Raw genomic sequence first — 25,846 nt, 5'->3', positions numbered from 1 at the left:
AACCGGGGGTTACTACTCATCAGTGTTCATTCAGGATTCTGTTTCTCTTTGCGTCCCCTCATCATCCGCGTTCTGTCGATAAATTCATGTGTTTTTGCATCGTGATAGCGTGACGGCCAAATCACCCACGGGTCGGTTCCCAACGATCGGGCGATAATCAACTCACCTTTTGGCCATGGGCGTGTTAACGCATTGGCCAGCGTTGATGAGCTTAATCCATTTTTACGTGATTCAGCGGCCATTGAGGTCCCTTTCTTGCGCAGTCCGGCGATGATATCGGCCGGATGCCAGTCAATCAGCTTGTTTTCCATAAACTCATCTCTCCTTTGGTTATCGACTTATGGTTCCACGATCGGTTGTGGAGACACTATAACGCCCGGAGAACTAATGTTCTAAAATGTTCATGTAAAGTGTGAGTATATTCAGAATATGCCAAATTTATGCGAAGGTTGCTGGAGAGGGGGACGTGTTTATTGGAATTTATAAAAGCATCCCGTGCAGGGCACGGGATGATGAAAGATGCCGCAGGGTATTAACGGTCGCGCTGTACGGCGATATGCGCCAGACCAATCAGCGCTTCTCTCCACGGCGTATCAGGCAGTACCTGCAGCGCAGCGATGGCCTTATCAGCCTCTTCTTCTGCACGTTGGCGAGTCCACTCCAGGGAACCACAGGCGTTCATCGCTTCCAGAACAGGTTCCAGAAGGTGACGGCCATTACCCTGCTCAATAGCCTGGCGGATCATTTGTGCTTGTTCAGGGGTGCCGTGGCGCATGGCATGCAGCAGCGGCAGCGTTGGTTTGCCCTCGTTGAGGTCATCACCGACGTTTTTACCCAGTTGCTCACCATCCGCGTTGTAATCCAGCAAATCGTCAATTAACTGGAAAGCGGTACCGAGATAACGGCCATAATCCTGCAACCCTTTCTCTTGTTCTTCGCTGCAACCAGCCAGAATGCCAGAGCATTGGGCAGCCGCTTCAAACAAACGCGCGGTCTTACTGTAGATAACGCGCATATAGTTTTCTTCAGTGATGTCCGGGTCGTTGACGTTCATCAACTGCAAGACTTCACCTTCGGCGATGACGTTGACCGCTTTCGACATGACTTCCAGCACTTTCAGCGAACCGAGGCTGGTCATCATCTGAAAAGCGCGGGTATAGATAAAATCGCCGACCAGCACGCTGGCCGCATTGCCAAACGCCGCATTCGCCGTGGCTTTTCCGCGGCGCATGTCGGACTCATCCACAACATCGTCGTGCAACAGGGTCGCGGTGTGGATAAACTCGATGAGGGCTGCAATCGTAACGTGCGCATTTTCCTGGTAGCCAACTGCACGCGCGGCGAGTACGGCGATCATTGGGCGAATGCGTTTTCCGCCGCCGCTAACGATGTAGTACCCCAGTTGATTGATCAGCTGCACGTCGGAATTGAGCTGTTCAAGGATTGTCGCATTGACCCCCGCCATATCTTGCGCGGTTAACTCATTGATTTTTTCTAAATTCATCGCAAAAGCCGGGCTTCTCGCCCCGATTACCTCACTGTATCGGAAGGTAACGTCGGGTTTAGGGTTATAAATATATGCTGATTGTACTGAAAAAACGCCATAGATAAACGTTACCGTACGTGTTGTGTTTTTTTTCTTCATGTATTGACGTAGCACTTGTCAAAGGCTCGCGTTTTGCGTAATATTCGCGCCCTATTGTGAATATTTATAGCGCACTCTGAATCATCAAAAAGGTGTGCGCGGAAGCGGAGTTTTTTATGTACGCGGTTTTCCAAAGTGGTGGTAAACAACACCGAGTAAGCGAAGGTCAGACCGTTCGCCTGGAAAAGCTGGACATCGCAACTGGCGAATCTGTTGAATTCGCAGAAGTTCTGATGATCGCAAACGGTGAAGAAGTCAAAATCGGCGTTCCTTTCGTTGATGGCGGCGTTATCAAAGCTGAAGTTGTTGCTCACGGTCGTGGCGAGAAAGTTAAAATTGTTAAGTTTCGTCGTCGTAAACACTACCGTAAGCAGCAGGGCCATCGTCAGTGGTTCACTGATGTAAAAATCACTGGCATCAGCGCTTAAGTTAAGGGGAGCAGATTAAATGGCACATAAAAAGGCTGGCGGCTCGACTCGTAACGGTCGCGATTCAGAAGCTAAACGTCTGGGCGTAAAACGCTTCGGCGGTGAAACAGTTCTGGCTGGTAGCATCATCGTTCGTCAACGTGGTACTAAATTCCACGCTGGTTCCAACGTTGGTTGCGGCAAAGACCACACTCTGTTTGCTAAAGCAGACGGTAAAGTGAAATTTGAAGTGAAAGGCCCGAAAAACCGTAAATTCATCAGCATCGTTGCTGAATAAGTTTTTCGCGTCCCGGTAACGGATAAAAGCCCCGCAACACGTTGCGGGGCTTTTTACATTCGACGGCCGGTAAATACGCTCGTCGCGCCGTGATAACCCGGAAACGAGCCCTTGCAGGGAATACGGCATGAAGCAGCAGGCAGGTATTGGTATTCTGTTAGCACTCACAACGGCAGTATGTTGGGGCGCTTTGCCAATAGCGATGAAGCAAGTGCTGGAGGTGATGGAGCCTCCTACCGTGGTGTTCTACCGTTTTTTAATGGCAAGCATTGGCCTTGGCGCTATTCTTGCGGTTAAAAAAAAGCTCCCTCCGTTGCGTATTTTTCGCAAAGCGCGTTGGCTGATCCTGTTGGCTATCGCTACCGGTGGGTTGTTCGGTAACTTCATTCTGTTTAGTTCATCCTTGCAATATTTGAGCCCAACGGCTTCGCAGGTTATCGGTCAGCTGTCACCGGTTGGTATGATGATTGCCAGCGTCTTTATCCTGAAAGAAAAGATGCGCGGTACGCAGGTGATTGGCGCCATTATGCTTCTGAGCGGTCTGGTTCTGTTTTTTAATACCAGTCTGATCGAAATTTTTACCCGACTCACCGATTACACCTGGGGCGTTATCTTTGGTGTTGGTGCGGCGATGGTCTGGGTGAGCTATGGGGTCGCGCAAAAGGTGTTATTGCGCCGCCTGGCATCACCGCAGATCCTGTTTTTACTGTACACTTTATGTACTATTGCGTTGTTGCCGTTGGCTAAACCCGGTGTCATCACGCAGCTCAGTGACTGGCAGCTGGCATGCCTTGTATTCTGCGGCCTGAATACGCTGGTAGGATACGGTGCTCTCGCGGAAGCGATGGCGCGTTGGCAGGCGGCACAGGTGAGCGCCATTATTACGCTCACTCCGCTGTTTACGTTGTTATTTTCAGATTTATTATCACTGGCCTGGCCCGATTTCTTCGCCAGACCGATGCTAAACCTATTAGGTTATCTCGGTGCGTTTATCGTGGTTGCGGGCGCGATGTATTCCGCCATTGGTCATCGAATTTGGGGCGGTTTACGTAAGCATGAAACGGTGGTTTCGCAGCCCCGCTCAGGCGAATGATTTACGGAGAGTAAAATGAAGTTTGTTGATGAAGCATCGATTCTGGTCGTTGCAGGTGATGGCGGTAATGGTTGCGTCAGCTTCCGCCGCGAAAAGTACATCCCAAAAGGCGGTCCGGACGGTGGAGACGGTGGTGACGGTGGTGACGTTTGGCTGGAAGCCGACGAAAACCTGAACACGCTGATCGATTACCGTTTTGAAAAATCATTCCGCGCGGAACGTGGACAGAATGGCGCGAGCCGTGATTGCACCGGCAAGCGTGGTAAAGATGTCACGATTAAAGTGCCTGTAGGTACGCGTGTAATCGATCAGGGCACGGGCGAAACCATGGGCGACATGACCAAACACGGTCAGCGTCTGATGGTCGCTAAAGGCGGCTGGCACGGTCTGGGCAACACCCGTTTCAAATCCTCGGTCAACCGTACTCCGCGTCAGAAAACGATGGGTACACCGGGCGATAAACGCGATCTGATGCTGGAGCTGATGCTGCTGGCGGACGTCGGGATGCTGGGCATGCCAAACGCCGGTAAATCGACGTTTATCCGTGCGGTGTCCGCGGCGAAGCCGAAAGTCGCTGACTATCCGTTCACCACTCTGGTTCCGAGCCTGGGTGTGGTGCGTATGGACAACGAAAAGAGCTTTGTGGTTGCCGACATTCCGGGTCTGATTGAAGGCGCGGCTGAAGGCGCAGGCTTGGGTATCCGCTTCCTGAAACACCTGGAACGCTGCCGCGTACTGCTACACCTCATTGATATCGATCCGATTGACGGTTCCGATCCGGTTGAAAATGCCCGTATCATTATTGGCGAGCTTGAAAAATACAGCCAGGATCTGGCGTCTAAACCGCGTTGGTTAGTGTTCAACAAAATTGATTTGCTGGACAAGGCTGAAGCGGAAGAGAAAGCGAAAGCGATCGCCGAAGCGTTAGGCTGGGAAGGTAAATATTACCTGATCTCCGCCGCCAGCCAGTTGGGCGTGAAGGATCTCTGCTGGGATGTGATGACCTTTATCATCGAGAACCCGATTGTTCAGGCTGAAGAAGCGAAACAGCCAGAGAAAGTCGAGTTCATGTGGGATGATTATCACCGCCAGCAGCTCGCTGAAGTCGAAGACGAAGCAGAAGATGACTGGGATGACGATTGGGACGAAGACGACGAAGAAGGCGTTGAGTTCATCTACAAGCGTTAATCACATTAAAAACCCCGGCCATGTTGCCGGGGTTTTGTTTCCAGGTTTCAGAAGGCCGGATTAGGTGCGTTAGCGCTGCCATCCGGCAAACATACTCAGTTATTCTGATAAATATCCTTGTATAACCGGCTCTCGAAGCGGACCAGTGGAATACGGCGATTACGCTGATCGGCTGGCTCTACCGCATAACCAGACAGATACTGCACAAATGCCATGCGCTGACCGCTTGCCGTGGTGATGAAGCCTGCAAGGTTATAGACCCCCTGCAGTGAGCCTGTCTTCGCCGATACTTTGCCATCTACGCCAGCCTGATGCAGACCCGCACGGTATTGCAAAGAGCCGTCATGGCCTGCCAGCGGGAGCATGGTGATAAAGTTCAGCTCGTTATCGCGCTGAGCGATATATTGCAGCACTTGCATCATGGTCGCCGGGGCAATCAGGTTATGGCGCGAGAGCCCAGAACCGTCGGCAATAATGGTGTTGCCGATATCAATACCCGCTTGCTGACGCAGAATCTGGCGTACGGCATCAGAACCTGCTCTCCAGGTGCCAGGCACGTTAAATCGTGCATGGCCAATCATACGGAAAACGGTATCAGCAATCATGTTGTCCGATTTTTTCAGCATAATCTTAAGCAGGTCGTGCAGCGGCGCCGACTGCTTACTGGCTACCACGGTCCCCGGCTCGTTGACCAGCGTCTGGCGCAGCAGAGTCCCGCTGTAAGTGATACCGGCTTGTTTTAGCTCATCTTTGATAATCGCCCCGGCATAGCTGGCGCCGTCCTGAATAGCGAATGCCAGCGGCAGCGGATCGGCTCGTTGGGGCAGGCATCCGGTCAACGTAAAGCGGTTGAGATCGCCTGGAACCACGTCCAGTTCACAATATTGCGCTTCGGCAGAGCCACGAGCGAGAGTACGCACTTGGCTGAACATGGTGACCGGGTAGTAAGATGCCACGCGGATAAAGGCGAGATCGTTAGGTTTTTGCGCGCTATAGAGTGAAACCGAGAAACAGTTACGATCGACAATAGCCGCCGCAGGCGGTGCGCTAAAACATTGCGTCATGTCGTTCCAGGGCCAGCCAGGCGCTTTATCATGGCTGGCGAAAATGGAGGTGTCGATCATGACATTTCCGGCAATTTGCGTCACGCCTGATTTTTTCAGGGTTGCCACCATATTGCGAATATCCTGACGTTTTAGCGTCGGATCGGCACCAAATCGCGCCACTAAGTCACCTTTCAAAACGCCGCCTTCCACGTTGCCTTTAGTCTCAAGCGTGGTGGTAAAACGAAAGTCTGGCCCGAGCTGAATCAATGCCGCCAGCGCGGTGATCACTTTCTGGGTACTGGCCGGCAGCGCCATCTGCTGGCTATGGTAATCAATAGCAGGAGCAGGTGCGCCAACCTTCTGTACCATAAGGGCGAGGTTGGCCCCGGCAGGGAGCTGATTGATATACTCGTCGACGTTCGCAGCCTGAACGCTGAACGCTATACTGGTAGTCAATCCAATGGTAAATCTGGAAAATCGCATAATCTCGCGCTAACAACCTGGAAACAGGCCGTCATACTACGGCGCAACGCCCCAAAAAGTAAACGATGACCCATAGGGAACTCCAGGGTAAAATGATCATCAAATAGAGAATTGTAGCTGACCTGGGACCCTGAGCCCCGGGTCGGTATTTTTTTGCTTCTGACTCTGGCATGGCGTATGCCAGAGTGGGCTTAGCAGCCGGGGTGAGAGCAGCCGCCCCCTACAGGAATGTTCAAGAGGTATAACAAATGCAAGCTATCCCAATGACCTTACGTGGTGCTGAAAAACTGCGCGAAGAGCTGGATTTTCTGAAATCGGTGCGCCGTCCTGAAATCATTGCCGCTATCGCAGATGCGCGCGAGCATGGCGACCTGAAAGAAAATGCAGAGTATCACGCGGCGCGCGAACAGCAGGGTTTCTGCGAAGGGCGCATTAAAGATATCGAAGCTAAACTGTCCAACGCGCAGGTTATCGACGTCACAAAAATGCCGAACAATGGTCGCGTAGTTTTCGGCGCGACGGTTACCGTGCTGAATCTCGATAACGACGAAGAGCAGACCTGGCGTATTGTCGGCGATGATGAAGCCGATTTTAAACAGAACCTGATTTCGGTGAACTCGCCTATTGCTCGTGGCCTGATCGGTAAAGAGCAGGATGACGTGGTGGTTATCAAAACGCCGGGCGGTGAAGTGGAATATGAAGTAACGAAGGTAGAATACCTGTAATTCGCATCTTGGTTAAGATGTTGATACATTGTAAAGAAAGGAAAAAGGCCGCATAGCGGCCTTTTATCAACGAAGAGAGCGTGGCATTTTGCTCTCCTGCTAGCGGAAAATCCCGCGTTTTACACAAACTTCGTGTGCAACTTTGGGATATTCTTAGCGTGGCAGCGAGATTTTACGTTCTTTAGTCGGGCGATACAGTACCAGCGTTTTACCGATGACCTGTACATTGCAGGCGCCGGTTTCGCGTACGATAGCTTCCACGATCAAGGTTTTAGTATCGCGATCTTCCGAGGCGATTTTCACCTTGATAAGTTCATGGTGCTCTAACGCTTGTTCAATCTCGGCCAGTACCCCTTCGGTCAAACCATTGTTGCCAAGCATAACTACAGGCTTGAGCGGATGTGCCAGACCTTTCAGGTGCTGTTTTTGTTTAGTACTCAGATTCATCGTATATTTTTGCTTACGTTGGGATTGAAAACGGGTCATTCTACCGCCATCTCCCATATATCGCCAAATAGCTGTGTAGAAATTTACACCATTGGTTACGATGAACTGCCCTTTGGGAATGTGAAATGACAGGTAAAAAGCGTTCTGCCAGCTCGAGTCGCTGGCTTCAGGAACACTTTAGCGATAAATATGTTCAGCAGGCGCAGAAAAAGGGGTTACGTTCCCGTGCCTGGTTTAAACTTGATGAAATACAGCAAAGTGACAAAATTTTTAAACCGGGGATGACGATTGTTGATCTCGGTGCTGCACCCGGTGGCTGGTCGCAATATGCGGTTACGCAGATCGGCAACACTGGCCGCATTATCGCTTGCGATCTTTTACCTATGGATCCAATCGTTGGTGTGGACTTCCTTCAGGGCGACTTTCGTGATGAATTAGTCCTGAAAGCGTTACTTGAGCGCGTAGGTGACAGTAAAGTACAAGTTGTCATGTCTGATATGGCGCCAAATATGTGTGGAACACCGGCGGTGGATATTCCCCGGGCCATGTATCTGGTAGAGCTGGCGCTTGGAATGGCTCGTGATGTATTAGCGCCAGGTGGTAGTTTTGTAGTGAAGGTGTTCCAGGGCGAAGGCTTCGATGAGTATCTAAGAGAGATTCGCTCCCTGTTTACGAAGGTCAAAGTTCGTAAGCCGGACTCTTCTCGCGCCCGTTCGCGTGAAGTGTATATTGTAGCGACCGGGCGTAAACCATAACCGGTAGATTTCAAACGAAAGTTTGAAAGAAACTGGATATAGAGTATCCTGACGCTGTTTTTAACACAGTTGTAATATGAGGTTAATCCCTTGAGTGACATGGCGAAAAACCTAATTCTCTGGCTGGTCATTGCCGTTGTGCTGATGTCAGTATTCCAGAGCTTTGGGCCCAGCGAGTCTAATGGCCGTAAGGTTGATTACTCTACCTTCCTGCAAGAGGTCAATCAGGACCAGGTTCGTGAAGCGAAGATCAACGGACGTGAGATTAACGTTACCAAGAAAGATAGTAACCGTTACACGACCTACATTCCGGTTAACGATCCGAAGCTGCTTGATAACCTGCTGACCAAAAACGTCAAGGTTGTTGGTGAACCGCCTGAAGAGCCGAGCCTGCTGGCTTCTATCTTCATTTCCTGGTTCCCAATGCTGCTGCTGATTGGTGTCTGGATCTTCTTCATGCGTCAAATGCAGGGCGGTGGTGGCAAAGGTGCCATGTCGTTCGGTAAGAGCAAAGCGCGCATGCTGACGGAAGATCAGATCAAAACGACTTTTGCGGACGTTGCTGGTTGCGACGAAGCAAAAGAAGAAGTTGCTGAGCTGGTTGAGTATCTGCGCGAACCGAGCCGTTTCCAGAAGCTGGGCGGTAAAATCCCGAAAGGCGTCCTGATGGTCGGTCCTCCGGGTACGGGTAAAACCCTGCTGGCGAAAGCTATCGCAGGTGAAGCGAAGGTTCCTTTCTTCACCATTTCCGGTTCTGATTTCGTGGAAATGTTCGTGGGTGTCGGTGCATCTCGTGTGCGTGACATGTTCGAACAAGCCAAGAAAGCGGCACCGTGCATCATCTTCATCGATGAAATCGACGCCGTAGGCCGCCAGCGTGGTGCGGGTCTGGGCGGTGGTCACGATGAACGTGAGCAGACACTGAACCAGATGCTGGTTGAGATGGACGGCTTCGAAGGTAACGAAGGCATTATCGTTATCGCGGCAACTAACCGTCCGGACGTTCTTGACCCTGCGCTGCTGCGTCCAGGCCGTTTCGACCGTCAGGTTGTGGTTGGTCTGCCGGATGTCCGCGGTCGTGAACAGATCCTGAAAGTGCATATGCGTCGCGTACCGCTGTCTCCGGATATCGATGCGGCAATCATTGCACGTGGTACGCCTGGCTTCTCCGGTGCAGATCTCGCGAACCTGGTCAACGAAGCGGCGCTGTTTGCAGCTCGTGGCAACAAGCGTGTTGTATCGATGGTTGAATTCGAGAAAGCGAAAGACAAAATCATGATGGGTGCGGAACGTCGCTCCATGGTGATGACGGAAGCGCAGAAAGAATCTACCGCGTATCACGAAGCAGGCCACGCGATTATCGGTCGCCTGGTACCGGAACACGATCCGGTGCACAAAGTGACGATTATCCCGCGCGGTCGTGCGCTGGGTGTGACTTTCTTCCTGCCTGAAGGCGACGCTATCAGTGCCAGCCGTCAGAAACTGGAAAGTCAGATCTCCACGCTGTACGGCGGTCGTCTGGCCGAAGAGATCATCTACGGTGTTGAACATGTTTCTACCGGTGCGTCGAACGACATTAAAGTCGCGACTAACCTGGCGCGTAACATGGTTACTCAGTGGGGCTTCTCCGAGAAACTCGGTCCGTTGCTGTACGCTGAAGAAGAAGGCGAAGTGTTCCTGGGACGTTCTGTGGCGAAAGCTAAACATATGTCCGATGAAACGGCTCGTATTATCGATCAGGAAGTTAAACTGCTGATTGAGCGTAACTATGACCGTGCGCGTCGTCTGCTGAACGAAAACATGGACATTCTGCACTCGATGAAAGATGCGCTCATGAAATATGAGACCATCGATGCGCCGCAGATTGATGATCTGATGGCTCGCCGCGAGGTACGCCCGCCAGCGGGTTGGGAAGAACCGGGTTCTTCTAACAACAACTCTGGCAGCACCGGCAAGCCGAGCGCGCCGCGTCCGGTTGATGAACCGCGTGCGCCGGACTCTGGCACCATGTCAGAGCAACTGGGCGACAAATAAGTTATCGTTGATGATGACCGTGTTTTAATTTAAAACCCTGGGGCTTGCCCCGGGGTTTTTCTTATTTGTATATTCAAGATGTTATCAGGGATAAAACTATGAAACTCTTTGCTCAGGGGTCTTCACTGGATCTCAGCCATCCACACGTCATGGGGATTTTGAACGTCACGCCAGATTCCTTTTCCGATGGTGGTGCGCACAACTCTCTGGTTGAGGCGGTAAAACACGCAAACCTGATGATTAACGCTGGGGCGACTATCATTGATGTGGGTGGTGAATCCACGCGTCCAGGCGCGGCCGATGTGAGCGTGGAAGAAGAGTTGCAGCGAGTGATCCCGGTGGTGGAGGCGATTGCTCAACGTTTTGAAGTGTGGATTTCGGTCGATACTTCAAAAGCAGAAGTGATTCGCGAGTGCGCCAGAGTCGGCGCACATATCATTAATGACATTCGCTCACTCTCGGAGCCTGGGGCGCTGGAAGCCGCAGCAGAAACCGGATTACCGGTTTGTCTGATGCATATGCAGGGTCAGCCGAAAACCATGCAGGAAGCACCAAAGTACGAGGATGTTTTTGCTGATGTAAATCGTTACTTTGTTGAACAAATAGCACGCTGCGAGCGGGCTGGAATCACAAAAGATAAATTGTTGCTCGACCCCGGGTTCGGATTCGGTAAAAATCTCACTCACAACTACACATTACTGGCACGTTTGGCTGAGTTTCATCATTTTAATCTGCCATTGCTGGTTGGGATGTCACGAAAATCAATGGTTGGCCAGTTGCTGAATGTGGGGCCATCCGAACGCCTGAGCGGTAGCCTTGCGTGTGCGGTCATTGCCGCAATGCAAGGGGCGCATATCATTCGTGTCCATGACGTCAAAGAAACCGTAGAAGCGATGCGTGTGGTGGAAGCCACATTGTCTGCAAAGGAAAATAAACGCTATGAGTAATCGTAAATATTTTGGCACCGATGGCATCCGTGGTCGGGTAGGCGACGCCCCAATTACCCCTGACTTTGTGCTCAAACTGGGTTGGGCTGCAGGAAAAGTGCTGGCACGTCATGGTTCACGTAAAATTATTATCGGCAAAGATACGCGTATTTCTGGCTATATGCTGGAGTCCGCACTGGAAGCGGGTCTGGCTGCCGCCGGACTGTCGGCTTCTTTCACGGGCCCAATGCCAACACCCGCCATTGCGTATCTGACGCGCGCCTTCCGTGCTGAAGCCGGGATTGTTATCTCCGCTTCACACAACCCGTACTATGACAACGGGATTAAATTCTTCTCCATCGATGGGACCAAACTGCCGGATGCGGTTGAAGAAGCTATCGAAGCTGAAATGGAAAAAACGATCACCTGCGTGGACTCGGCTGACCTGGGTAAAGCTACCCGTATCGTTGATGCTGCCGGTCGTTATATCGAGTTTTGCAAAGGCACCTTCCCGAATGAATTGAGTCTGAGTGAGCTTAAAATTGTGGTGGATTGCGCTAATGGTGCGACGTACCACATTGCGCCAAATGTACTGCGTGAGCTGGGCGCAAACGTGATTGCTATTGGCTGTGAGCCAAACGGCGTTAACATCAATGAAGAAGTCGGTGCCACCGACGTCCGCGCCCTGCAGGCGCGCGTGATGGCGGAAAAAGCCGATCTGGGTATTGCGCTGGATGGTGACGGCGACCGCGTCATTATGGTTGACCACGAAGGCAATAAGGTCGATGGCGATCAGATCATGTACATCATTGCCCGTGAAGCCCTGCGTCAGGGGCAGCTGCGCGGTGGCGCGGTAGGCACGCTGATGAGCAATATGGGCCTCGAGCTGGCGCTGAAACAGTTGGGTATTCCGTTTGCCCGTGCGAAAGTCGGCGACCGCTATGTACTGGAAAAAATGCAGGAAAAAGGCTGGCGTATCGGTGCTGAAAACTCAGGCCATGTGATCCTGCTGGACAAAACCACCACCGGTGACGGTATTGTTGCAGGTCTGCAGGTACTGGCGGCGATGGTGCGCAACCATATGAGTTTGCACGACCTGTGCAGCGGCATGAAAATGTTCCCGCAACTGCTGGTTAACGTACGTTACACCGCAGGTAGCGGCGATCCGCTGGAACATGAAAACGTGAAAGCGGTGATGGCTGAAGTTGAAGCTGCACTGGGTAATCGCGGACGTGTTCTGCTGCGTAAGTCAGGTACAGAACCGTTAATTCGCGTGATGGTTGAAGGTGAAGATGAAGCGCAGGTGACTGAATTCGCTCACCGTATTGCCGATGCCGTCAAAGCGGTGTAATCACTAAAGACAGTGAAAACCGGAGTCTGGGACTCCGGTTTTTTTTTACTGTACGGGAAGTGACTGTTTATGTCGGCGCTGCCAGAAGTAACCACCGATCATTAATATTACAAGGACTGCCAGCCACGGCAGAACCGCCAGCAAATGCCCTGACCGGGCAAAGGTCAGCACAATCATCAGTAACCAACCGCCCAGCATCGGAATCGCGGTGCGCTTAACAATGTCCACAGGTGAGACGCCTGCAATTCCCGCGATAGCAATGATGACGCCGGCAATGGGGGATAACGTACGACCAATCCCCGCCGATATCTGGATAGGCAACATCATGACTGCGATGTCGCTACCGATATGACGGCTGATGTCCGGTACCATCGGGGCGAAGGAGAAAAACGCCGCATTTCCGGAGCCCATTAGCGCTGAAATTGCAAAGGTGATAAGGGTCATCAGCAGGATAATAGAGGCGGCGCTGAGGCCAAATTCACCGGAAAGCGACAGCAGCGCATCGACGGCGCCAATAGCTTTCAGTCCGGCTGAAAAGACTTCACCGGCGATAATCAGCGTGACGACGGTGGCAAAAACGCTGCCCATGCTGTCAAAGACTTTTTGTACGCCTGCCATCACCTCGCGCGCCTTACGATGACGGCAATACTCACAAACCAGGGTAATGGCGAGGCTTATCAGTACGGCGGTATCCAGCGTAATTTTGAGCGAACTGAATACTAAATCACTGCACACCAGCATCAACACCAGCGGCAGCATGGGCAGAAAAAGCCAGGCGATCGGTGCTTCAGTTTCATCGGTCGACGTTAATGTCTGCATCTGCTGAGCCACACCGTCACCGCTTTCCCGATGGTCGAAAAAGCGTTGCACAACAATATGTAACAGGGCGATGAAAAGAATAACGGGGACGACGATCGGCAACTGATCCTGCACGAAATAGTTCACCACCTCGATGCCTGCGGTTTTGGCGGCGAGAACCGAGTTGCCGGAACCTGGACCAAATTCAACCGCACAGGTACTGGCGATAACGGCGGCAACGGCAGCGCGGCTACAGCCAAGACGGGTCAGCAGCGGGTAGAGCGTCGCCATCAACAGCAGACCCAGCCCGGTGGCGCTGCTGATAAACAGCGACAGGAATTGACCCAGCAACAGCGCCAGTCCCAACAGCAGATACGGTGAGTTCAGGCGTTGCAAAGGGCGAGACGTCACCCGAACCAGCACCTGGCTTGCGCCAATGGCCGACATATATGTAGCGAAACCACCAATCAGCATAATTTGCAGCCCAAGGCCGCCGAGGCGCACGCTCAGGGTATCGCGAATAAACTCAAAGGCATCAAAGGGGCCGAATCCGGTGCTTTTTTTCACCAGGTCACTGAGCGTGGTCATCCCGCTAAAATGCGCGATAAGCAGCAGCACAATCCCGGTCAACAGCAACACTGACTGGGGGTGATATTTTTTGAGGATCAGACGTCCGGCAAAAATGATGGCAATTAGCGCCAGTAATAATGACATTCTTGCCCCCTTACTCGAAGTTGCCAGTAACCAGGCACTCGCCATCCCGCAGCAACGGCTTACCCGCAGCGAACAGATGGGCCAGCGAGAGGTCATCATTGAGTACACAGATATCGGCACGTTCCCCGGCGCAGAGCACGCCGCCGGAAATACCCAACGAGCGCGCAACGTTTGCCGTCAACATCGCGATCGCTTGTGGCACAGGGATCCCCACATCAATCAAGCGAGGAAGAAGATTAAGGTTACCTGCGACCGGTGCCGCGCTTAAGCCTTCCACAATACCCTGGGCGTTGAAGCGCGGAACGCTGCCATTACCATCAGAGCTGATCGTGATGCGATCGGCTGGAACCTGGGCTTCCAGAGCGTGGAGGATTGCCTGCTCCTGAGGCATAAAGCGACTACCGCCAGACGTAACGTCGATATGGCCGCCACGATGAGCGAACGCAATCGCCTGTTCGAACAAGGGCGCTGTTCTCGCAACATGGGTCGGTGAAATGTGGTGAATCGGAATGCCTGCATCACACAGCTCAATAAGCTGCGACATCCCTTCCGGCAGATTTCCAAGATGTACATGCAGTAACCCTTTTTTGCCTGCCAGCAGGGAAGCCACGCGGATATCGCTTACTATTCTCAGCAATTCCTGGAAAGAGGGGTAAGAACCACGGTGATCGGCGAGGGCGATTTTGACGCCAAGAATCGCTGGAATAAAGGTCATGTCATCGCGGATGGATCGCGTAATGGTTGGGCTGGGTACCGCGTAGGCTCCGGTATGCATAAATGCGCGTAATCCCTCAAGGTTGAGAGACTGCATTTTGGCGTAGAGGTCTTTGGGTGAACGAGAAATGGCATCGGTACCTAACACGCCGACAACCGTGGTAATACCTGCCTGAATCAGATCGCGTAGCTTGACGGCTGGCGTTCGGCTGGCAAATCCAGCCTCGCCACCGCCACCGGTAAGATGGACATGCTGATCGATTATGCCTGGGATAACCCATTTGCCATGACAATCGATGACCTCGTCGACACCATCAAACAGGGAAATATCTTTTTCTACCGCCACAATTCGGTCGGCATGAATGAGCAGGGAGCAGAGGCCTAAATCCTCGGGAGAAAAAACACGGGCATTGGTCAATAAAGTAAACATATCGGTCCTGTCAAACGTCGTGGGTGAGAGTCGGCAGGTGAAAAGGAATATTGTTGTTATGATGCCCACCATAAAGCCATTACTATAACTATGACTATTACCGATTTGGTATTGGAGGATGCGGTTATGGCATGGTGGAGAGTTCAACGTGGATTGTAAGTGGCTGGAAGATTTTCTGGCATTGAGTCAGCATGGAAACTACTCTCAGGCCGCGGCGCAGCGGCATATTACTCAACCCGCACTCAGTCGGCGTATAAAGGCGCTGGAAGAGGTGTTAGGGGTGCCGTTGTTTGACCGGACCACGACCCCCGTTACGCTGACACGCTATGGTGAACGCTTTGAACCCTATGCCCGGCACGTCCTCAGTACACTAACAGAGGCGCGCCACGAGCTATCGGCGATGACGCCAGCAACGGACAATACGCTGGTGATGGTTAGCCTGCATACGCTGTCGGTGAATATCCTGCCGGATATGATCAACTATCTGCGACAGAGCGAACCGCAGTTAAATTTTACGGTTAATGCCAGTATTCAGGGGATAGACAACCACTTTAACGCCTTGATAGATCGGCAAATCGATCTTCTGGTGACCTACGATTTACCATCTTCGCAGCCGGGGCTGGAGATTGCCGGAGGGTTAAAACGTTCACTATGGCGGTATGAGCGATTTATACCGGTTATTTCTGCGCAGTTGGCTAATGCGCTTAACGATCCGCATGTGCCGATCCCATGGCTATGCTATAGCGACTACACCTTTGTCAGACGCATTATTGAGCCAGCTGAACAACGCGTCCGCCCACGTCTGAAAAAAGTGTTTGAGAGTGGTTTAAGCGAAACGATACGAGAAATGGTGCTGCGGCATATGGGAATGGCATGGTTACCCGAATCGATGGTGGCGGAAGAGTTGGTGAACCAGCAAATTATTCACTGCTGGCCAGAAAACGCTGACCTGATTTGTGAAATCCCCGTTGTGGTATGGGCGAATCTTGACGATCAACGCGCCGTCATGCAGAGATGCTGGGAGAAGTTGCTGCGTTTTTGATTGATATGGCGATTTTTTCCGCAGTTGATACAATGCCAACAAATTGCCCTTGCGAAGGTTATTCGCTTTGGTTAGTATTCACACCCGCTTCAGTGGGAAACAGTAAACATTCCCGCTTTAATGGTCGAAGCATTGTACGCGGCAACTCCGCAAGGAACAGGTTGATTATGCACGAAGCTCTTTTAGTAGTTTTCCTTATTGTGGCAATTGGCCTGGTAGGCTTGATCATGCTGCAGCAAGGCAAAGGCGCTGATATGGGAGCCTCTTTTGGCGCAGGCGCTTCTGGTACTCTGTTTGGTTCAAGTGGTTCTGGTAACTTCATGACCCGCATGACAGCTGTATTGGGAACCTTGTTCTTCATCATCAGTCTGGTGCTGGGTAACATGAACAGCAATAAGACCAATAAAGGAAGTGAGTGGGAAAATCTGAGTGCACCGGCGAAAACCGAGCAAACTCAGCCAGCTGCTCCGGCTCAGCCGACCAGCGATATCCCACGCTAAGTATTCTGTACCGAGGTGGTGGAATTGGTAGACACGCTACCTTGAGGTGGTAGTGCCCTAACGGGCTTGTGGGTTCGAGTCCCATCCTCGGTACCAAATTCCAAAAAAAGACGCTGCAAAGCGTCTTTTTTTTCGTCTGTCATTTGTGGTAGTTCTGTAGGTCGGATAAGACATTTAGGACGCCATCCGACTATTACAATACCTGATGATGCCAGGCTTATCAGGCCTCAGGGTAACAGAACATCCCTATTTTCTGCGCATAAAAAAGGCCGCTTTCGCGGCCTGAAGATGATGAATATTTACTTCGCCTTGTTTTCCAGATTCTCAACCTGCGGCAGGCCGGTTGTGGAAGAGGCGGTCAGCAGGCCAGACTGCGCATAACCGAACAGCTTCTCGCGGGTATCAGTGATATCCAGATTACGCATGGTCAACTGACCGATACGATCATCCGGAGAGAATACTGAGTCGCCTTTTTCCATCGTCAGACGTTCTGGTTTGTAAGTCAGATTGTCAGACACGGTGTTGAGGATTGAGTAATCATTACCGCGACGCAGTTCCAGCGTCACTTCACCCGTAATCTGGCTGGCAACCCAACGCTGCAGACCGTCACGCAGCATCAGCGCCTGAGAGTCAAACCAGCGGCCCTGATACAACAGACGACCAAGCTGGCGACCGTGCGCGTGATACTGCTCGATGGTGTCTTCGTTGTGAATCCCGGTCAGCAGACGCTCATAGGCGATGTGCAGCAATGCCATCCCCGGAGCTTCGTAGATGCCCCGGCTTTTTGCTTCAATGATACGGTTTTCAATCTGATCGCTCATACCCAGACCGTGACGACCGCCGATGCGGTTGGCTTCCAGCATCATCTCAACGTCGTCGCTGAAGGTTTTACCGTTCAGCGCAACCGGATGACCCTGCTCAAAACGCACGGTGACTTCTTCTGCCGGGATCTTCACGCTCTCATCCCAGAATTTCACGCCCATAATCGGGTTGACGATTTTGACGCTGGAGTTCAGAAATTCGAGGTCTTTTGCTTCGTGGGTCGCCCCGAGCATATTGGAGTCCGTGGAGTACGCTTTCTCAACGGACATCTTGTAGTCAAAACCACAGGCAATCATAAATTCGGACATCTCATGGCGACCGCCGAGTTCATCGATAAAATCGGTATCCAGCCATGGTTTGTAAATCTGCAGTTCGGCGTTGGTCAGCAGACCGTAACGATAGAAACGTTCAATATCGTTACCTTTATAGGTGCTACCGTCACCCCAGATATTTACGCCATCTTCTTTCATGGCCGCAACCAGCATGGTGCCGGTGACAGCACGGCCCAGCGGAGTGGTATTGAAATAGGTCAGTCCGCCGGTGGTGTTGTGGAATGCACCGCACTGAATCGCAGCGATCCCTTCGGCAACCAGCTGCTTACGGCAATCTACCAGGCGAGCATTCTCAGCACCATATTCCATTGCACGGCGAGGAATGGCGTCATAGTCATCCTCATCCGGCTGGCCCAAATTCGCAGTATATGCATATGGGACAGCCCCTTTTTGTCGCATCCACAGCAGTGCTGCACTGGTGTCCAGGCCGCCGGAAAAAGCGATACCAATACGTTGACCTACCGGGAGATGCTTGAGAATCGTCGTCATAAAATAAAACCCTGCTTGATAGACTGGTGAAGAGGTCGGCTTATTATACTAATTGCATTTTTATGCAAAATAAGTGAGTTTTCATTTAATCATCTTTTCTGGATGACAGGAAGAGTTTAGTGATAATTTCGTTAAATAACGGCGCGGGTGACACATTTATCTGGTCGAATATTCGCTGGGCAGCATTCATTGATTTGCATAGTCGTAACAAGGTTGACATACCGCATAGTGAATCAATATACTGTGCGCAGATTTTACGTCCCGTCCTCGGTACCAAATCCCAGCAGTATTTGCATTTTTTACCCAAAACGAGTAAAATTTGCCACGTTTCAGGCGCGGGGTGGAGCAGCCTGGTAGCTCGTCGGGCTCATAACCCGAAGGTCGTCGGTTCAAATCCGGCCCCCGCAACCACTTTCCCTTAGAGTTCTTTTTCAAATATACTGTGAAGACTTAGGCCTTCGTAGCTGGATTTGAAAAAAATTCTTTCGGAAGGTTTTCCGAACCGCAGGTGCGGTTATAGGGTTCAGTTATATAAAGCCCCGATTTATCGGGGTTTTTTGTTATCTGACTACAGAATAACTGGGCTTTAGGCCCTTTTTTTATGTCTTGGGGGTGGGCTTGTCCACATTAGAGCAAAAATTAACAGAGATGATTACAGCGCCAGTTGAAGCCCTGGGCTACGAGTTGGTCGGCATCGAATTTATTCGTGGTCGCACATCCACACTGCGCATCTATATTGATAGTGAAGATGGCATCAATGTTGATGATTGTGCTGATGTGAGCCATCAGGTAAGCGCCGTGATGGATGTCGAAGACCCAATCACCGTTGCCTACAACCTGGAAGTCTCCTCTCCGGGTCTCGACCGTCCTCTGTTCACAGCTGAACACTACGTGCGTTTCCTGGGTGAAGAAGTGACGCTGGTTCTTCGTATGGCGGTACAAAACCGTCGTAAATGGCAGGGCGTTATCAAAGCGGTGGATGGTGAGATGATCACGGTCACAGTCGAAGGTAAAGATGAAGTGTTCGCGCTGAGTAATATCCAGAAGGCGAACCTGGTTCCCCACTTTTAACAGTCTGGATTGAGGTGAAAAGCCCGCGATGAACAAAGAAATTTTGGCTGTTGTTGAAGCCGTATCCAACGAAAAAGCGCTGCCACGCGAGAAAATTTTTGAAGCGCTGGAAAGTGCGCTGGCTACAGCAACAAAGAAAAAATATGAGCAAGAGATCGACGTTCGCGTAGAAATCGATCGTAAAAGCGGTGATTTCGATACCTTCCGTCGTTGGGTAATCGTAGAAGAAGTTACTCAGCCGACCAAAGAAATTACGCTGGAAGCGGCACGCTTCGAAGACGAAAGCCTGAACGTGGGCGAATATGTTGAAGATCAGATTGAATCTGTCACCTTTGACCGTATCACCACCCAGACCGCGAAACAGGTTATCGTACAGAAAGTACGTGAAGCCGAACGCGCAATGGTTGTCGATCAGTTCCGCGAACACGAAGGCGAAATCGTCACCGGTGTTGTGAAGAAAGTTAACCGCGACAACATTTCTCTGGATCTGGGCAGCAATGCTGAAGCCGTGATCCTGCGTGAAGACATGCTGCCGCGTGAAAACTTCCGCCCAGGTGACCGTATTCGTGGCGTTCTTTACTCTGTACGCCCGGAAGCGCGCGGTGCCCAGCTGTTCGTAACCCGTTCCAAACCGGAAATGCTGATAGAGCTGTTCCGCATTGAAGTGCCGGAAATTGGCGAAGAAGTGATCGAAATTAAAGCGGCTGCTCGCGATCCGGGCTCACGTGCGAAAATCGCCGTTAAGACCAACGACAAGCGTATTGATCCGGTCGGCGCCTGTGTGGGTATGCGCGGTGCGCGCGTTCAGGCGGTTTCTACCGAACTGGGCGGCGAGCGTATCGATATCGTCCTGTGGGATGATAACCCGGCGCAGTTCGTGATTAACGCAATGGCGCCAGCAGACGTCGCTTCTATCGTGGTGGATGAAGACAAACACACCATGGATATCGCGGTTGAAGCCGGTAACCTGGCTCAGGCGATTGGACGTAATGGTCAGAACGTCCGCCTGGCTTCACAACTGAGCGGTTGGGAACTCAACGTGATGACCGTTGATGACCTGCAGGCGAAGCATCAGGCTGAAGCACATGCAGCCATTGATACCTTCACCAAATATCTCGATATCGATGAAGATTTCGCGACAGTTCTGGTAGAAGAAGGTTTTGCGACGCTGGAAGAACTGGCCTACGTGCCAATGAAAGAGCTGCTGGAAATTGACGGCCTGGATGAACAGACCGTTGAAGCGCTGCGCGAGCGTGCTAAAAACGCACTGACCACTCTGGCACTGGCCCAGGAAGAAAGTCTCGGTGATAACAAACCGGCTGACGATCTGCTGAATCTGGAAGGATTGGATCGTGAGATGGCCTTCAAACTGGCTGCCCGTGGTGTTTGTACGCTGGAAGATCTCGCTGAACAGGGCATTGATGATCTGGCTGATATCGAAGGGTTGACCGACGAAAAAGCCGGTGAGCTGATTATGGCTGCCCGTAATATTTGCTGGTTCGGCGACGAAGCGTAATAAACTGTAGCAGGAAGGAACAGTATGACAGATGTAACCGTAAAAACGCTGGCTGCAGAGATACAGACCTCCGTGGATCGCCTGGTACAGCAATTTGCTGATGCAGGTATCCCGAAGTCTGCTGACGACTCTGTGTCCGCACAAGAGAAACAAACCTTACTGGCGCATCTGAACCGTGAAAACGGCTCAGCGCCCGATAAGTTGACATTGCAGCGTAAAACGCGCAGTACTCTCAATATTCCAGGTACCGGTGGAAAAAGCAAATCGGTACAAATCGAAGTCCGCAAGACACGCACCTTTGTGAAACGCGATCCGCAAGAGGCTGAACGCCTTGCCGCGGAAGAGCAGGCGCAGCGTGAAGCGGAAGAGCAAGCCCGTCGTGAGGCAGAAGAAGCTGCCAAACGCGAGGCGCAACAAAAAGCCGAACGTGAGGCCGCAGAACAAGCTAAGCGTGAAGCCGCTGATAAAGCGAAACGTGAAGCTGCGGAAAAAGACAAAGTGAGCAATCAACAGACCGACGATATGACTAAAACCGCCCAGGCCGAAAAAGCCCGCCGTGAAAATGAAGCCGCAGAACTGAAGCGTAAAGCGGAAGAAGAAGCACGTCGCAAGCTTGAAGAAGAAGCGCGCCGCGTAGCGGAAGAAGCTCGCCGTATGGCGGAAGAAAACGAGAAGAATGGTGTGAATAACGCTGAACCTGTTGAAGATACCAGCGATTATCACGTCACCACCTCTCAGCATGCTCGCCAGGCAGAAGACGAGAACGATCGTGAAGTAGAAGGCGGCCGTGGTCGTACTCGCAGCACGAAAGCAGCGCGTCCGGCGAAGAAAGGTAACAAACACGCTGAATCTAAAGCTGACCGTGAAGAAGCGCGTGCAGCGGTTCGCGGCGGTAAAGGCGGTAAGCAGCGTAAAGGTTCCGCTCTGCAGCAGGGCTTCCAGAAGCCGGCTCAGGCCGTTAACCGTGACGTTGTGATCGGCGAAACCATCACCGTTGGCGATCTGGCGAACAAGATGGCAGTCAAAGGTTCTCAGGTCATCAAAGCGATGATGAAGCTGGGTGCAATGGCGACCATTAACCAGGTCATCGACCAGGAAACCGCACAGCTGGTTGCCGAAGAGATGGGCCACAAAGTTATCCTGCGTCGTGAAAACGAGCTGGAAGAAGCAGTAATGAGCGACCGTGACACCGGCGCTGCGGCAGAACCGCGCGCACCGGTAGTGACCATCATGGGTCACGTTGACCACGGTAAAACGTCTCTGCTGGACTACATTCGCTCCACGAAAGTTGCCTCTGGCGAAGCGGGCGGCATTACTCAGCACATCGGTGCGTACCATGTTGAAACTGACAACGGTATGATCACCTTCCTGGATACCCCGGGTCACGCCGCGTTTACCTCCATGCGTGCTCGTGGTGCTCAGGCAACGGATATCGTTGTTCTGGTTGTTGCAGCAGATGACGGCGTGATGCCGCAGACTATCGAAGCTATCCAGCACGCGAAAGCGGCAGGTGTGCCGGTAGTGGTTGCAGTCAACAAAATCGATAAACCAGAAGCGGATCCAGATCGCGTTAAAAACGAACTGTCCCAGTACGGCATCATGCCGGAAGATTGGGGCGGCGAGAGCCAGTTCGTTCACGTTTCTGCGAAAGCGGGTACCGGTATCGACGAACTGCTGGATGCTATCCTGCTGCAGGCCGAAGTACTGGAACTGAAAGCTGTGCGTAAAGGTATGGCGAGCGGTGCGGTTATCGAATCCTTCCTGGATAAAGGTCGTGGTCCGGTTGCTACCGTGCTGGTACGTGAAGGTACGCTGAACAAAGGCGACATCGTACTGTGTGGTTTCGAATACGGCCGCGTTCGCGCGATGCGTAACGAACTGGGTCAGGAAGTACTGGAAGCGGGTCCGTCCATTCCGGTGGAAATCCTGGGTCTGTCCGGTGTTCCGGCTGCGGGTGACGAAGTTACCGTTGTTCGTGACGAGAAGAAAGCCCGTGAAGTTGCACTGTACCGTCAGGGCAAATTCCGTGAAGTTAAACTGGCTCGTCAGCAGAAATCTAAACTGGAGAACATGTTCGCCAACATGACCGAAGGCGAAGTTCACGAAGTGAACATCGTTCTGAAGGCCGATGTTCAGGGTTCTGTAGAAGCGATTTCCGACTCTTTACTGAAACTGTCTACCGACGAAGTAAAAGTGAAGATTATCGGTTCTGGCGTAGGTGGTATCACCGAAACCGACGCGACCCTGGCTGCGGCATCCAACGCGATTCTGGTTGGCTTCAACGTCCGTGCTGATGCCTCTGCACGTAAAGTTATCGAATCAGAAAGCCTGGATCTGCGTTACTACTCCGTCATCTATCATCTGATCGACGAAGTGAAAGCAGCGATGAGCGGCATGCTGTCTCCGGAACTGAAACAGCAGATCATTGGTTTGGCTGAAGTTCGTGATGTGTTCAAATCACCGAAATTCGGCGCTATCGCAGGCTGTATGGTTACCGAAGGCACGATTAAACGTCACAACCCAATCCGCGTACTGCGCGACAACGTGGTTATCTATGAAGGTGAGCTGGAATCCCTGCGCCGCTTCAAGGATGACGTCAACGAAGTCCGTAACGGCATGGAATGTGGTATCGGCGTTAAGAACTACAACGACGTTCGCGTTGGCGATATGATCGAAGTGTTCGAGATTATCGAGATCAAACGTACCATCGCATAATCTTCGTCGTCTTTTGGGCCGCAACTGCGTTGGCTGCGCTCGCTCACCCCGGTCACATAGTTATCTATGCTCCCGGGGATTTACGAGTTTGCCGCCTTGCTGCAACCCAAAATCCTTAGAAGATGATTAAGTGTAGGCTGGGGAAGCGAAGCGCCACCCGGCAAGAAATTTAAAAAGGGGCTTATGGCCCCTTTTTTGTCTTTATTCTGGAGAATTTATTATGGCGAAAGAATTTGGTCGCCCACAGCGTGTCGCGCAGGAGATGCAGAAAGAAATCGCACTCATCCTGCAACGCGAAATCAAAGACCCGCGTGTTGGTATGATGACCACCGTATCGGGTGTTGAGATGTCCCGAGACCTGGCATACGCTAAAGTGTTCGTGACTTTCCTCAACGATCAGGACGAAGCTGCCGTGAAAAACGGCATTAAGGCACTGCAGGAAGCCTCTGGTTTTATCCGCTCTCTGCTGGGTAAAGCAATGCGTCTGCGTATCGTGCCTGAGCTGACCTTCTTCTACGACAATTCGTTAGTTGAAGGGATGCGCATGTCCAACCTGGTGACCAGCGTGGTGAAACATGACGATGAGCGTCGTGTGAACCCAGCGGACGACAGCAAGGAGGACTGATGAGTCGTCCTCGTCGTCGTGGTCGCGACATTCACGGTGTTCTGCTGCTGGATAAGCCGCAGGGCATGTCCAGCAATGACGTACTGCAAAAAGTAAAGCGCATCTACAATGCCAACCGCGCGGGACATACCGGCGCGCTGGATCCGCTGGCGACAGGCATGCTGCCTATCTGCCTCGGTGAAGCGACTAAGTTTTCCCAGTATTTGCTGGATTCTGACAAACGCTATCGTGTGGTTGCCCGTCTGGGCCAGCGTACCGACACCTCCGATGCCGATGGGCAAATTGTGCAGGAGCGTCCGGTAACCTTCAGCGCAGAGCAGCTTGCCAGCGCGCTGGAGACTTTCCGCGGCGATATCGAGCAGATTCCGTCAATGTATTCGGCGCTGAAGTACCAGGGTAAAAAGCTGTACGAATATGCGCGTCAGGGCATTGAAGTGCCGCGTGAAGCGCGCCCGATTACCGTCTATGAGCTGCTGTTTATTCGCCACGAAGGTAACGAGCTGGAGCTGGAAGTTCACTGCTCCAAAGGCACTTATATTCGCACCATCGTTGACGATCTCGGTGAGAAGCTGGGCTGCGGCGCGCACGTAACGTATCTGCGTCGTCTGACGGTCAGCAAGTATCCGGTGGATCGTATGGTTACGCTGGAATATCTGCATGAGCTGGTTGAACAGGCCGAACAGCAGAACATTCCGGCGGCGCAGCTGCTGGATCCTTTGCTGATGCCAATGGACAGTCCTGCATCGGACTACCCTGTTGTTAATTTGCCTTTAACATCCTCGGTTTACTTTAAAAATGGTAACCCGGTACGGACGTCAGGTGCGCCGCTTGAAGGGCTGGTGCGCGTGACGGAAGGCGATGACGGCAAGTTTATCGGCATGGGGGAGATGGACGATGAAGGTCGTGTCGCCCCTCGTCGCCTGGTGGTTGAGTATCCTGCATAGCGCTCTCTGTCTTGCGATAAAAGGGCGCTGCGAGTAGAATACTGCCGCTTAACGTCGCGTAAATTGTTTAACAATCTGCGTGGCGTGTACACAAAATCATTCGAGCTGCATCAAGGCGGCAGGTCTGAGGATCCTCAGGAGCTTACTCAGGTAAGTGACCGAGGTGAGCGGACACAGCCAGCGCAGGGTCAGTTTGAAGAAGGCGTGTATACACTGGGATAGCTGAATTAGAGATCGGCATCCTTTCATTCTTAACACTTTGGAGTTTTAAAATGTCTCTAAGTACTGAAGCTACCGCTAAAATCGTTTCTGAGTTTGGTCGTGATGCAAACGACACCGGTTCTACCGATGTTCAGGTTGCTCTGTTGACTGCACAGATTAACCACCTGCAGGGCCACTTTGCAGAGCACAAAAAAGATCACCACAGCCGTCGTGGTCTGCTGCGCATGGTTTCTCAGCGTCGTAAACTGCTCGACTACCTGAAACGTAAAGATGTTGCACGTTACACCGCGCTGATCGAGCGTCTGGGTCTGCGTCGCTAATTCTTTCGAGTTTCAGAAAGAGGGGGCCTTCATGGCCCCTTTTTTCCAGCAGATGGCAGCAATTCGCTGGAAACTAATGTATTGTTGCTATGAATGATCTTCCGTTGCAGAGGTTCGCGCGGCTAATGAGAGGCTTTACTCATGCTTATGGGTTAGGGTTGTCATTAGTCGCGAGGATGCGCAGAAGATCGGGT

Annotated in this window: 24 protein-coding genes and 2 tRNA genes; 19 read left to right on the top strand and 7 right to left on the bottom strand. The window is 52.0% G+C overall.

Annotated elements, in window-relative coordinates; all coding sequences use genetic code 11:
- Positions 1–26 precede the first annotated feature (26 nt).
- Positions 27–311 carry a DNA-binding transcriptional regulator SfsB gene (gene sfsB / locus WC7_RS04790; protein ID WP_016154679.1) on the bottom strand — a complete coding sequence of 95 codons (285 nt, stop codon included), beginning with the start codon at positions 309–311 and terminating at the stop codon, positions 27–29.
- A 221-nt stretch (positions 312–532) separates the two neighbouring features.
- Positions 533–1,504 carry an octaprenyl diphosphate synthase gene (ispB, locus tag WC7_RS04795; RefSeq protein WP_019077785.1) on the bottom strand — a complete coding sequence of 324 codons (972 nt, stop codon included), beginning with the start codon at positions 1,502–1,504 and terminating at the stop codon, positions 533–535.
- Between the two features lie 257 nt (positions 1,505–1,761).
- On the opposite strand from ispB, the gene rplU reads away from it, so the two are divergent.
- The 4 genes from rplU to cgtA all read left to right on the top strand — a co-directional run bounded on the left by rplU (position 1,762) and on the right by cgtA (position 4,631).
- On the top strand, positions 1,762–2,073 hold the full coding sequence (gene rplU, locus WC7_RS04800) for a 50S ribosomal protein L21 (protein WP_003025032.1): 312 nt from the start codon (positions 1,762–1,764) through the stop codon (positions 2,071–2,073).
- Between the two features lie 19 nt (positions 2,074–2,092).
- On the top strand, positions 2,093–2,350 hold the full coding sequence (rpmA, locus tag WC7_RS04805; protein ID WP_003025030.1) for a 50S ribosomal protein L27: 258 nt from the start codon (positions 2,093–2,095) through the stop codon (positions 2,348–2,350).
- A gap of 127 nt (positions 2,351–2,477) precedes the next feature.
- Entirely contained in the window at positions 2,478–3,443 is a 966-nt protein-coding gene (locus tag WC7_RS04810) for a DMT family transporter (protein WP_016154677.1), read from the top strand.
- A gap of 15 nt (positions 3,444–3,458) precedes the next feature.
- The gene (gene cgtA / locus WC7_RS04815; protein WP_016154676.1) at positions 3,459–4,631 is read left to right on the top strand and encodes an Obg family GTPase CgtA; all 1,173 of its coding nucleotides are present in this window, start codon (positions 3,459–3,461) and stop codon (positions 4,629–4,631) included.
- Positions 4,632–4,726: 95 nt separating this feature from the next.
- Here cgtA and dacB read toward each other — a convergent pair whose 3' ends face one another.
- Complete coding sequence (gene dacB / locus WC7_RS04820; RefSeq protein WP_016154675.1) at positions 4,727–6,160, bottom strand: serine-type D-Ala-D-Ala carboxypeptidase; 1,434 nt, start codon at positions 6,158–6,160, stop codon at positions 4,727–4,729.
- Between the two features lie 248 nt (positions 6,161–6,408).
- On the opposite strand from dacB, the gene greA reads away from it, so the two are divergent.
- Entirely contained in the window at positions 6,409–6,885 is a 477-nt protein-coding gene (greA, locus tag WC7_RS04825; RefSeq protein ID WP_016154674.1) for a transcription elongation factor GreA, read from the top strand.
- Between the two features lie 153 nt (positions 6,886–7,038).
- On the opposite strand, the gene yhbY is transcribed toward greA, so the two are convergent.
- Complete coding sequence (gene yhbY / locus WC7_RS04830) at positions 7,039–7,332, bottom strand: ribosome assembly RNA-binding protein YhbY (protein WP_003025016.1); 294 nt, start codon at positions 7,330–7,332, stop codon at positions 7,039–7,041.
- A 125-nt stretch (positions 7,333–7,457) separates the two neighbouring features.
- On the opposite strand from yhbY, the gene rlmE reads away from it, so the two are divergent.
- The 4 genes from rlmE to glmM all read left to right on the top strand — a co-directional run bounded on the left by rlmE (position 7,458) and on the right by glmM (position 12,398).
- The gene (gene rlmE, locus WC7_RS04835) at positions 7,458–8,087 is read left to right on the top strand and encodes a 23S rRNA (uridine(2552)-2'-O)-methyltransferase RlmE (protein ID WP_003025015.1); all 630 of its coding nucleotides are present in this window, start codon (positions 7,458–7,460) and stop codon (positions 8,085–8,087) included.
- Between the two features lie 99 nt (positions 8,088–8,186).
- Positions 8,187–10,121, top strand: coding sequence for an ATP-dependent zinc metalloprotease FtsH (gene ftsH / locus WC7_RS04840; RefSeq protein WP_019077783.1), 1,935 nt, complete (start codon positions 8,187–8,189; stop codon positions 10,119–10,121).
- Positions 10,122–10,219: 98 nt separating this feature from the next.
- Positions 10,220–11,068, top strand: coding sequence for a dihydropteroate synthase (gene folP, locus WC7_RS04845; protein ID WP_016154672.1), 849 nt, complete (start codon positions 10,220–10,222; stop codon positions 11,066–11,068).
- Positions 11,061–12,398, top strand: coding sequence for a phosphoglucosamine mutase (gene glmM / locus WC7_RS04850; protein WP_016154671.1), 1,338 nt, complete (start codon positions 11,061–11,063; stop codon positions 12,396–12,398). Before folP ends, glmM begins: the two co-directional genes overlap by 8 nt.
- A gap of 45 nt (positions 12,399–12,443) precedes the next feature.
- Here glmM and dcuC read toward each other — a convergent pair whose 3' ends face one another.
- Both dcuC and iadA read right to left on the bottom strand, forming a co-directional pair.
- Positions 12,444–13,910 carry a C4-dicarboxylate transporter DcuC gene (gene dcuC, locus WC7_RS04855; protein WP_016154670.1) on the bottom strand — a complete coding sequence of 489 codons (1,467 nt, stop codon included), beginning with the start codon at positions 13,908–13,910 and terminating at the stop codon, positions 12,444–12,446.
- A gap of 10 nt (positions 13,911–13,920) precedes the next feature.
- Positions 13,921–15,054: a beta-aspartyl-peptidase gene (gene iadA, locus WC7_RS04860; protein ID WP_016154669.1), complete on the bottom strand. Its 1,134-nt coding sequence runs from the start codon at positions 15,052–15,054 to the stop codon at positions 13,921–13,923.
- A 148-nt stretch (positions 15,055–15,202) separates the two neighbouring features.
- On the opposite strand from iadA, the gene WC7_RS04865 reads away from it, so the two are divergent.
- From WC7_RS04865 to WC7_RS04875, 3 genes are all read left to right on the top strand, one after another.
- Positions 15,203–16,096: a LysR family transcriptional regulator gene (locus tag WC7_RS04865; RefSeq protein WP_016154668.1), complete on the top strand. Its 894-nt coding sequence runs from the start codon at positions 15,203–15,205 to the stop codon at positions 16,094–16,096.
- Positions 16,097–16,263: 167 nt separating this feature from the next.
- The gene (secG, locus tag WC7_RS04870; RefSeq protein ID WP_003025000.1) at positions 16,264–16,596 is read left to right on the top strand and encodes a preprotein translocase subunit SecG; all 333 of its coding nucleotides are present in this window, start codon (positions 16,264–16,266) and stop codon (positions 16,594–16,596) included.
- Positions 16,597–16,605: 9 nt separating this feature from the next.
- Positions 16,606–16,692: transfer RNA gene (locus WC7_RS04875), tRNA-Leu, on the top strand.
- 203 nt (positions 16,693–16,895) lie between these two features.
- Here the strand turns inward: WC7_RS04875 and argG are convergent.
- Positions 16,896–18,239: an argininosuccinate synthase gene (gene argG, locus WC7_RS04880; protein WP_003024998.1), complete on the bottom strand. Its 1,344-nt coding sequence runs from the start codon at positions 18,237–18,239 to the stop codon at positions 16,896–16,898.
- 334 nt (positions 18,240–18,573) lie between these two features.
- Here argG and WC7_RS04885 point away from each other — a divergent pair.
- The 7 genes from WC7_RS04885 to rpsO all read left to right on the top strand — a co-directional run bounded on the left by WC7_RS04885 (position 18,574) and on the right by rpsO (position 25,652).
- Positions 18,574–18,650 (top strand) — tRNA-Met (locus WC7_RS04885).
- A gap of 207 nt (positions 18,651–18,857) precedes the next feature.
- Complete coding sequence (gene rimP, locus WC7_RS04890; RefSeq protein ID WP_003024996.1) at positions 18,858–19,310, top strand: ribosome maturation factor RimP; 453 nt, start codon at positions 18,858–18,860, stop codon at positions 19,308–19,310.
- Positions 19,311–19,338: 28 nt separating this feature from the next.
- Positions 19,339–20,826, top strand: a complete 1,488-nt coding sequence (gene nusA, locus WC7_RS04895) for a transcription termination factor NusA (RefSeq protein WP_003024992.1) — start codon at positions 19,339–19,341, stop codon at positions 20,824–20,826.
- 24 nt (positions 20,827–20,850) lie between these two features.
- Positions 20,851–23,541 (top strand): translation initiation factor IF-2, encoded by a 2,691-nt coding sequence (infB, locus tag WC7_RS04900; protein ID WP_016154667.1) that lies wholly within the window; start codon positions 20,851–20,853, stop codon positions 23,539–23,541.
- A gap of 220 nt (positions 23,542–23,761) precedes the next feature.
- Positions 23,762–24,166 carry a 30S ribosome-binding factor RbfA gene (rbfA, locus tag WC7_RS04905; RefSeq protein WP_003024988.1) on the top strand — a complete coding sequence of 135 codons (405 nt, stop codon included), beginning with the start codon at positions 23,762–23,764 and terminating at the stop codon, positions 24,164–24,166.
- The gene (truB, locus tag WC7_RS04910; RefSeq protein WP_016154666.1) at positions 24,166–25,110 is read left to right on the top strand and encodes a tRNA pseudouridine(55) synthase TruB; all 945 of its coding nucleotides are present in this window, start codon (positions 24,166–24,168) and stop codon (positions 25,108–25,110) included. Before rbfA ends, truB begins: the two co-directional genes overlap by 1 nt.
- 272 nt (positions 25,111–25,382) lie before the next feature.
- A complete protein-coding gene (gene rpsO / locus WC7_RS04915) occupies positions 25,383–25,652 on the top strand; it encodes a 30S ribosomal protein S15 (protein WP_000059465.1) in 270 nt (89 codons plus the stop codon).
- Positions 25,653–25,846 lie beyond the last annotated feature (194 nt).

Origin of the sequence: Citrobacter sp. KTE151 (assembly GCF_000398845.1) — a bacterium.
GTDB lineage: Bacteria > Pseudomonadota > Gammaproteobacteria > Enterobacterales > Enterobacteriaceae > Citrobacter > Citrobacter braakii.
This window is presented reverse-complemented; position numbering and strand designations above follow the sequence as displayed.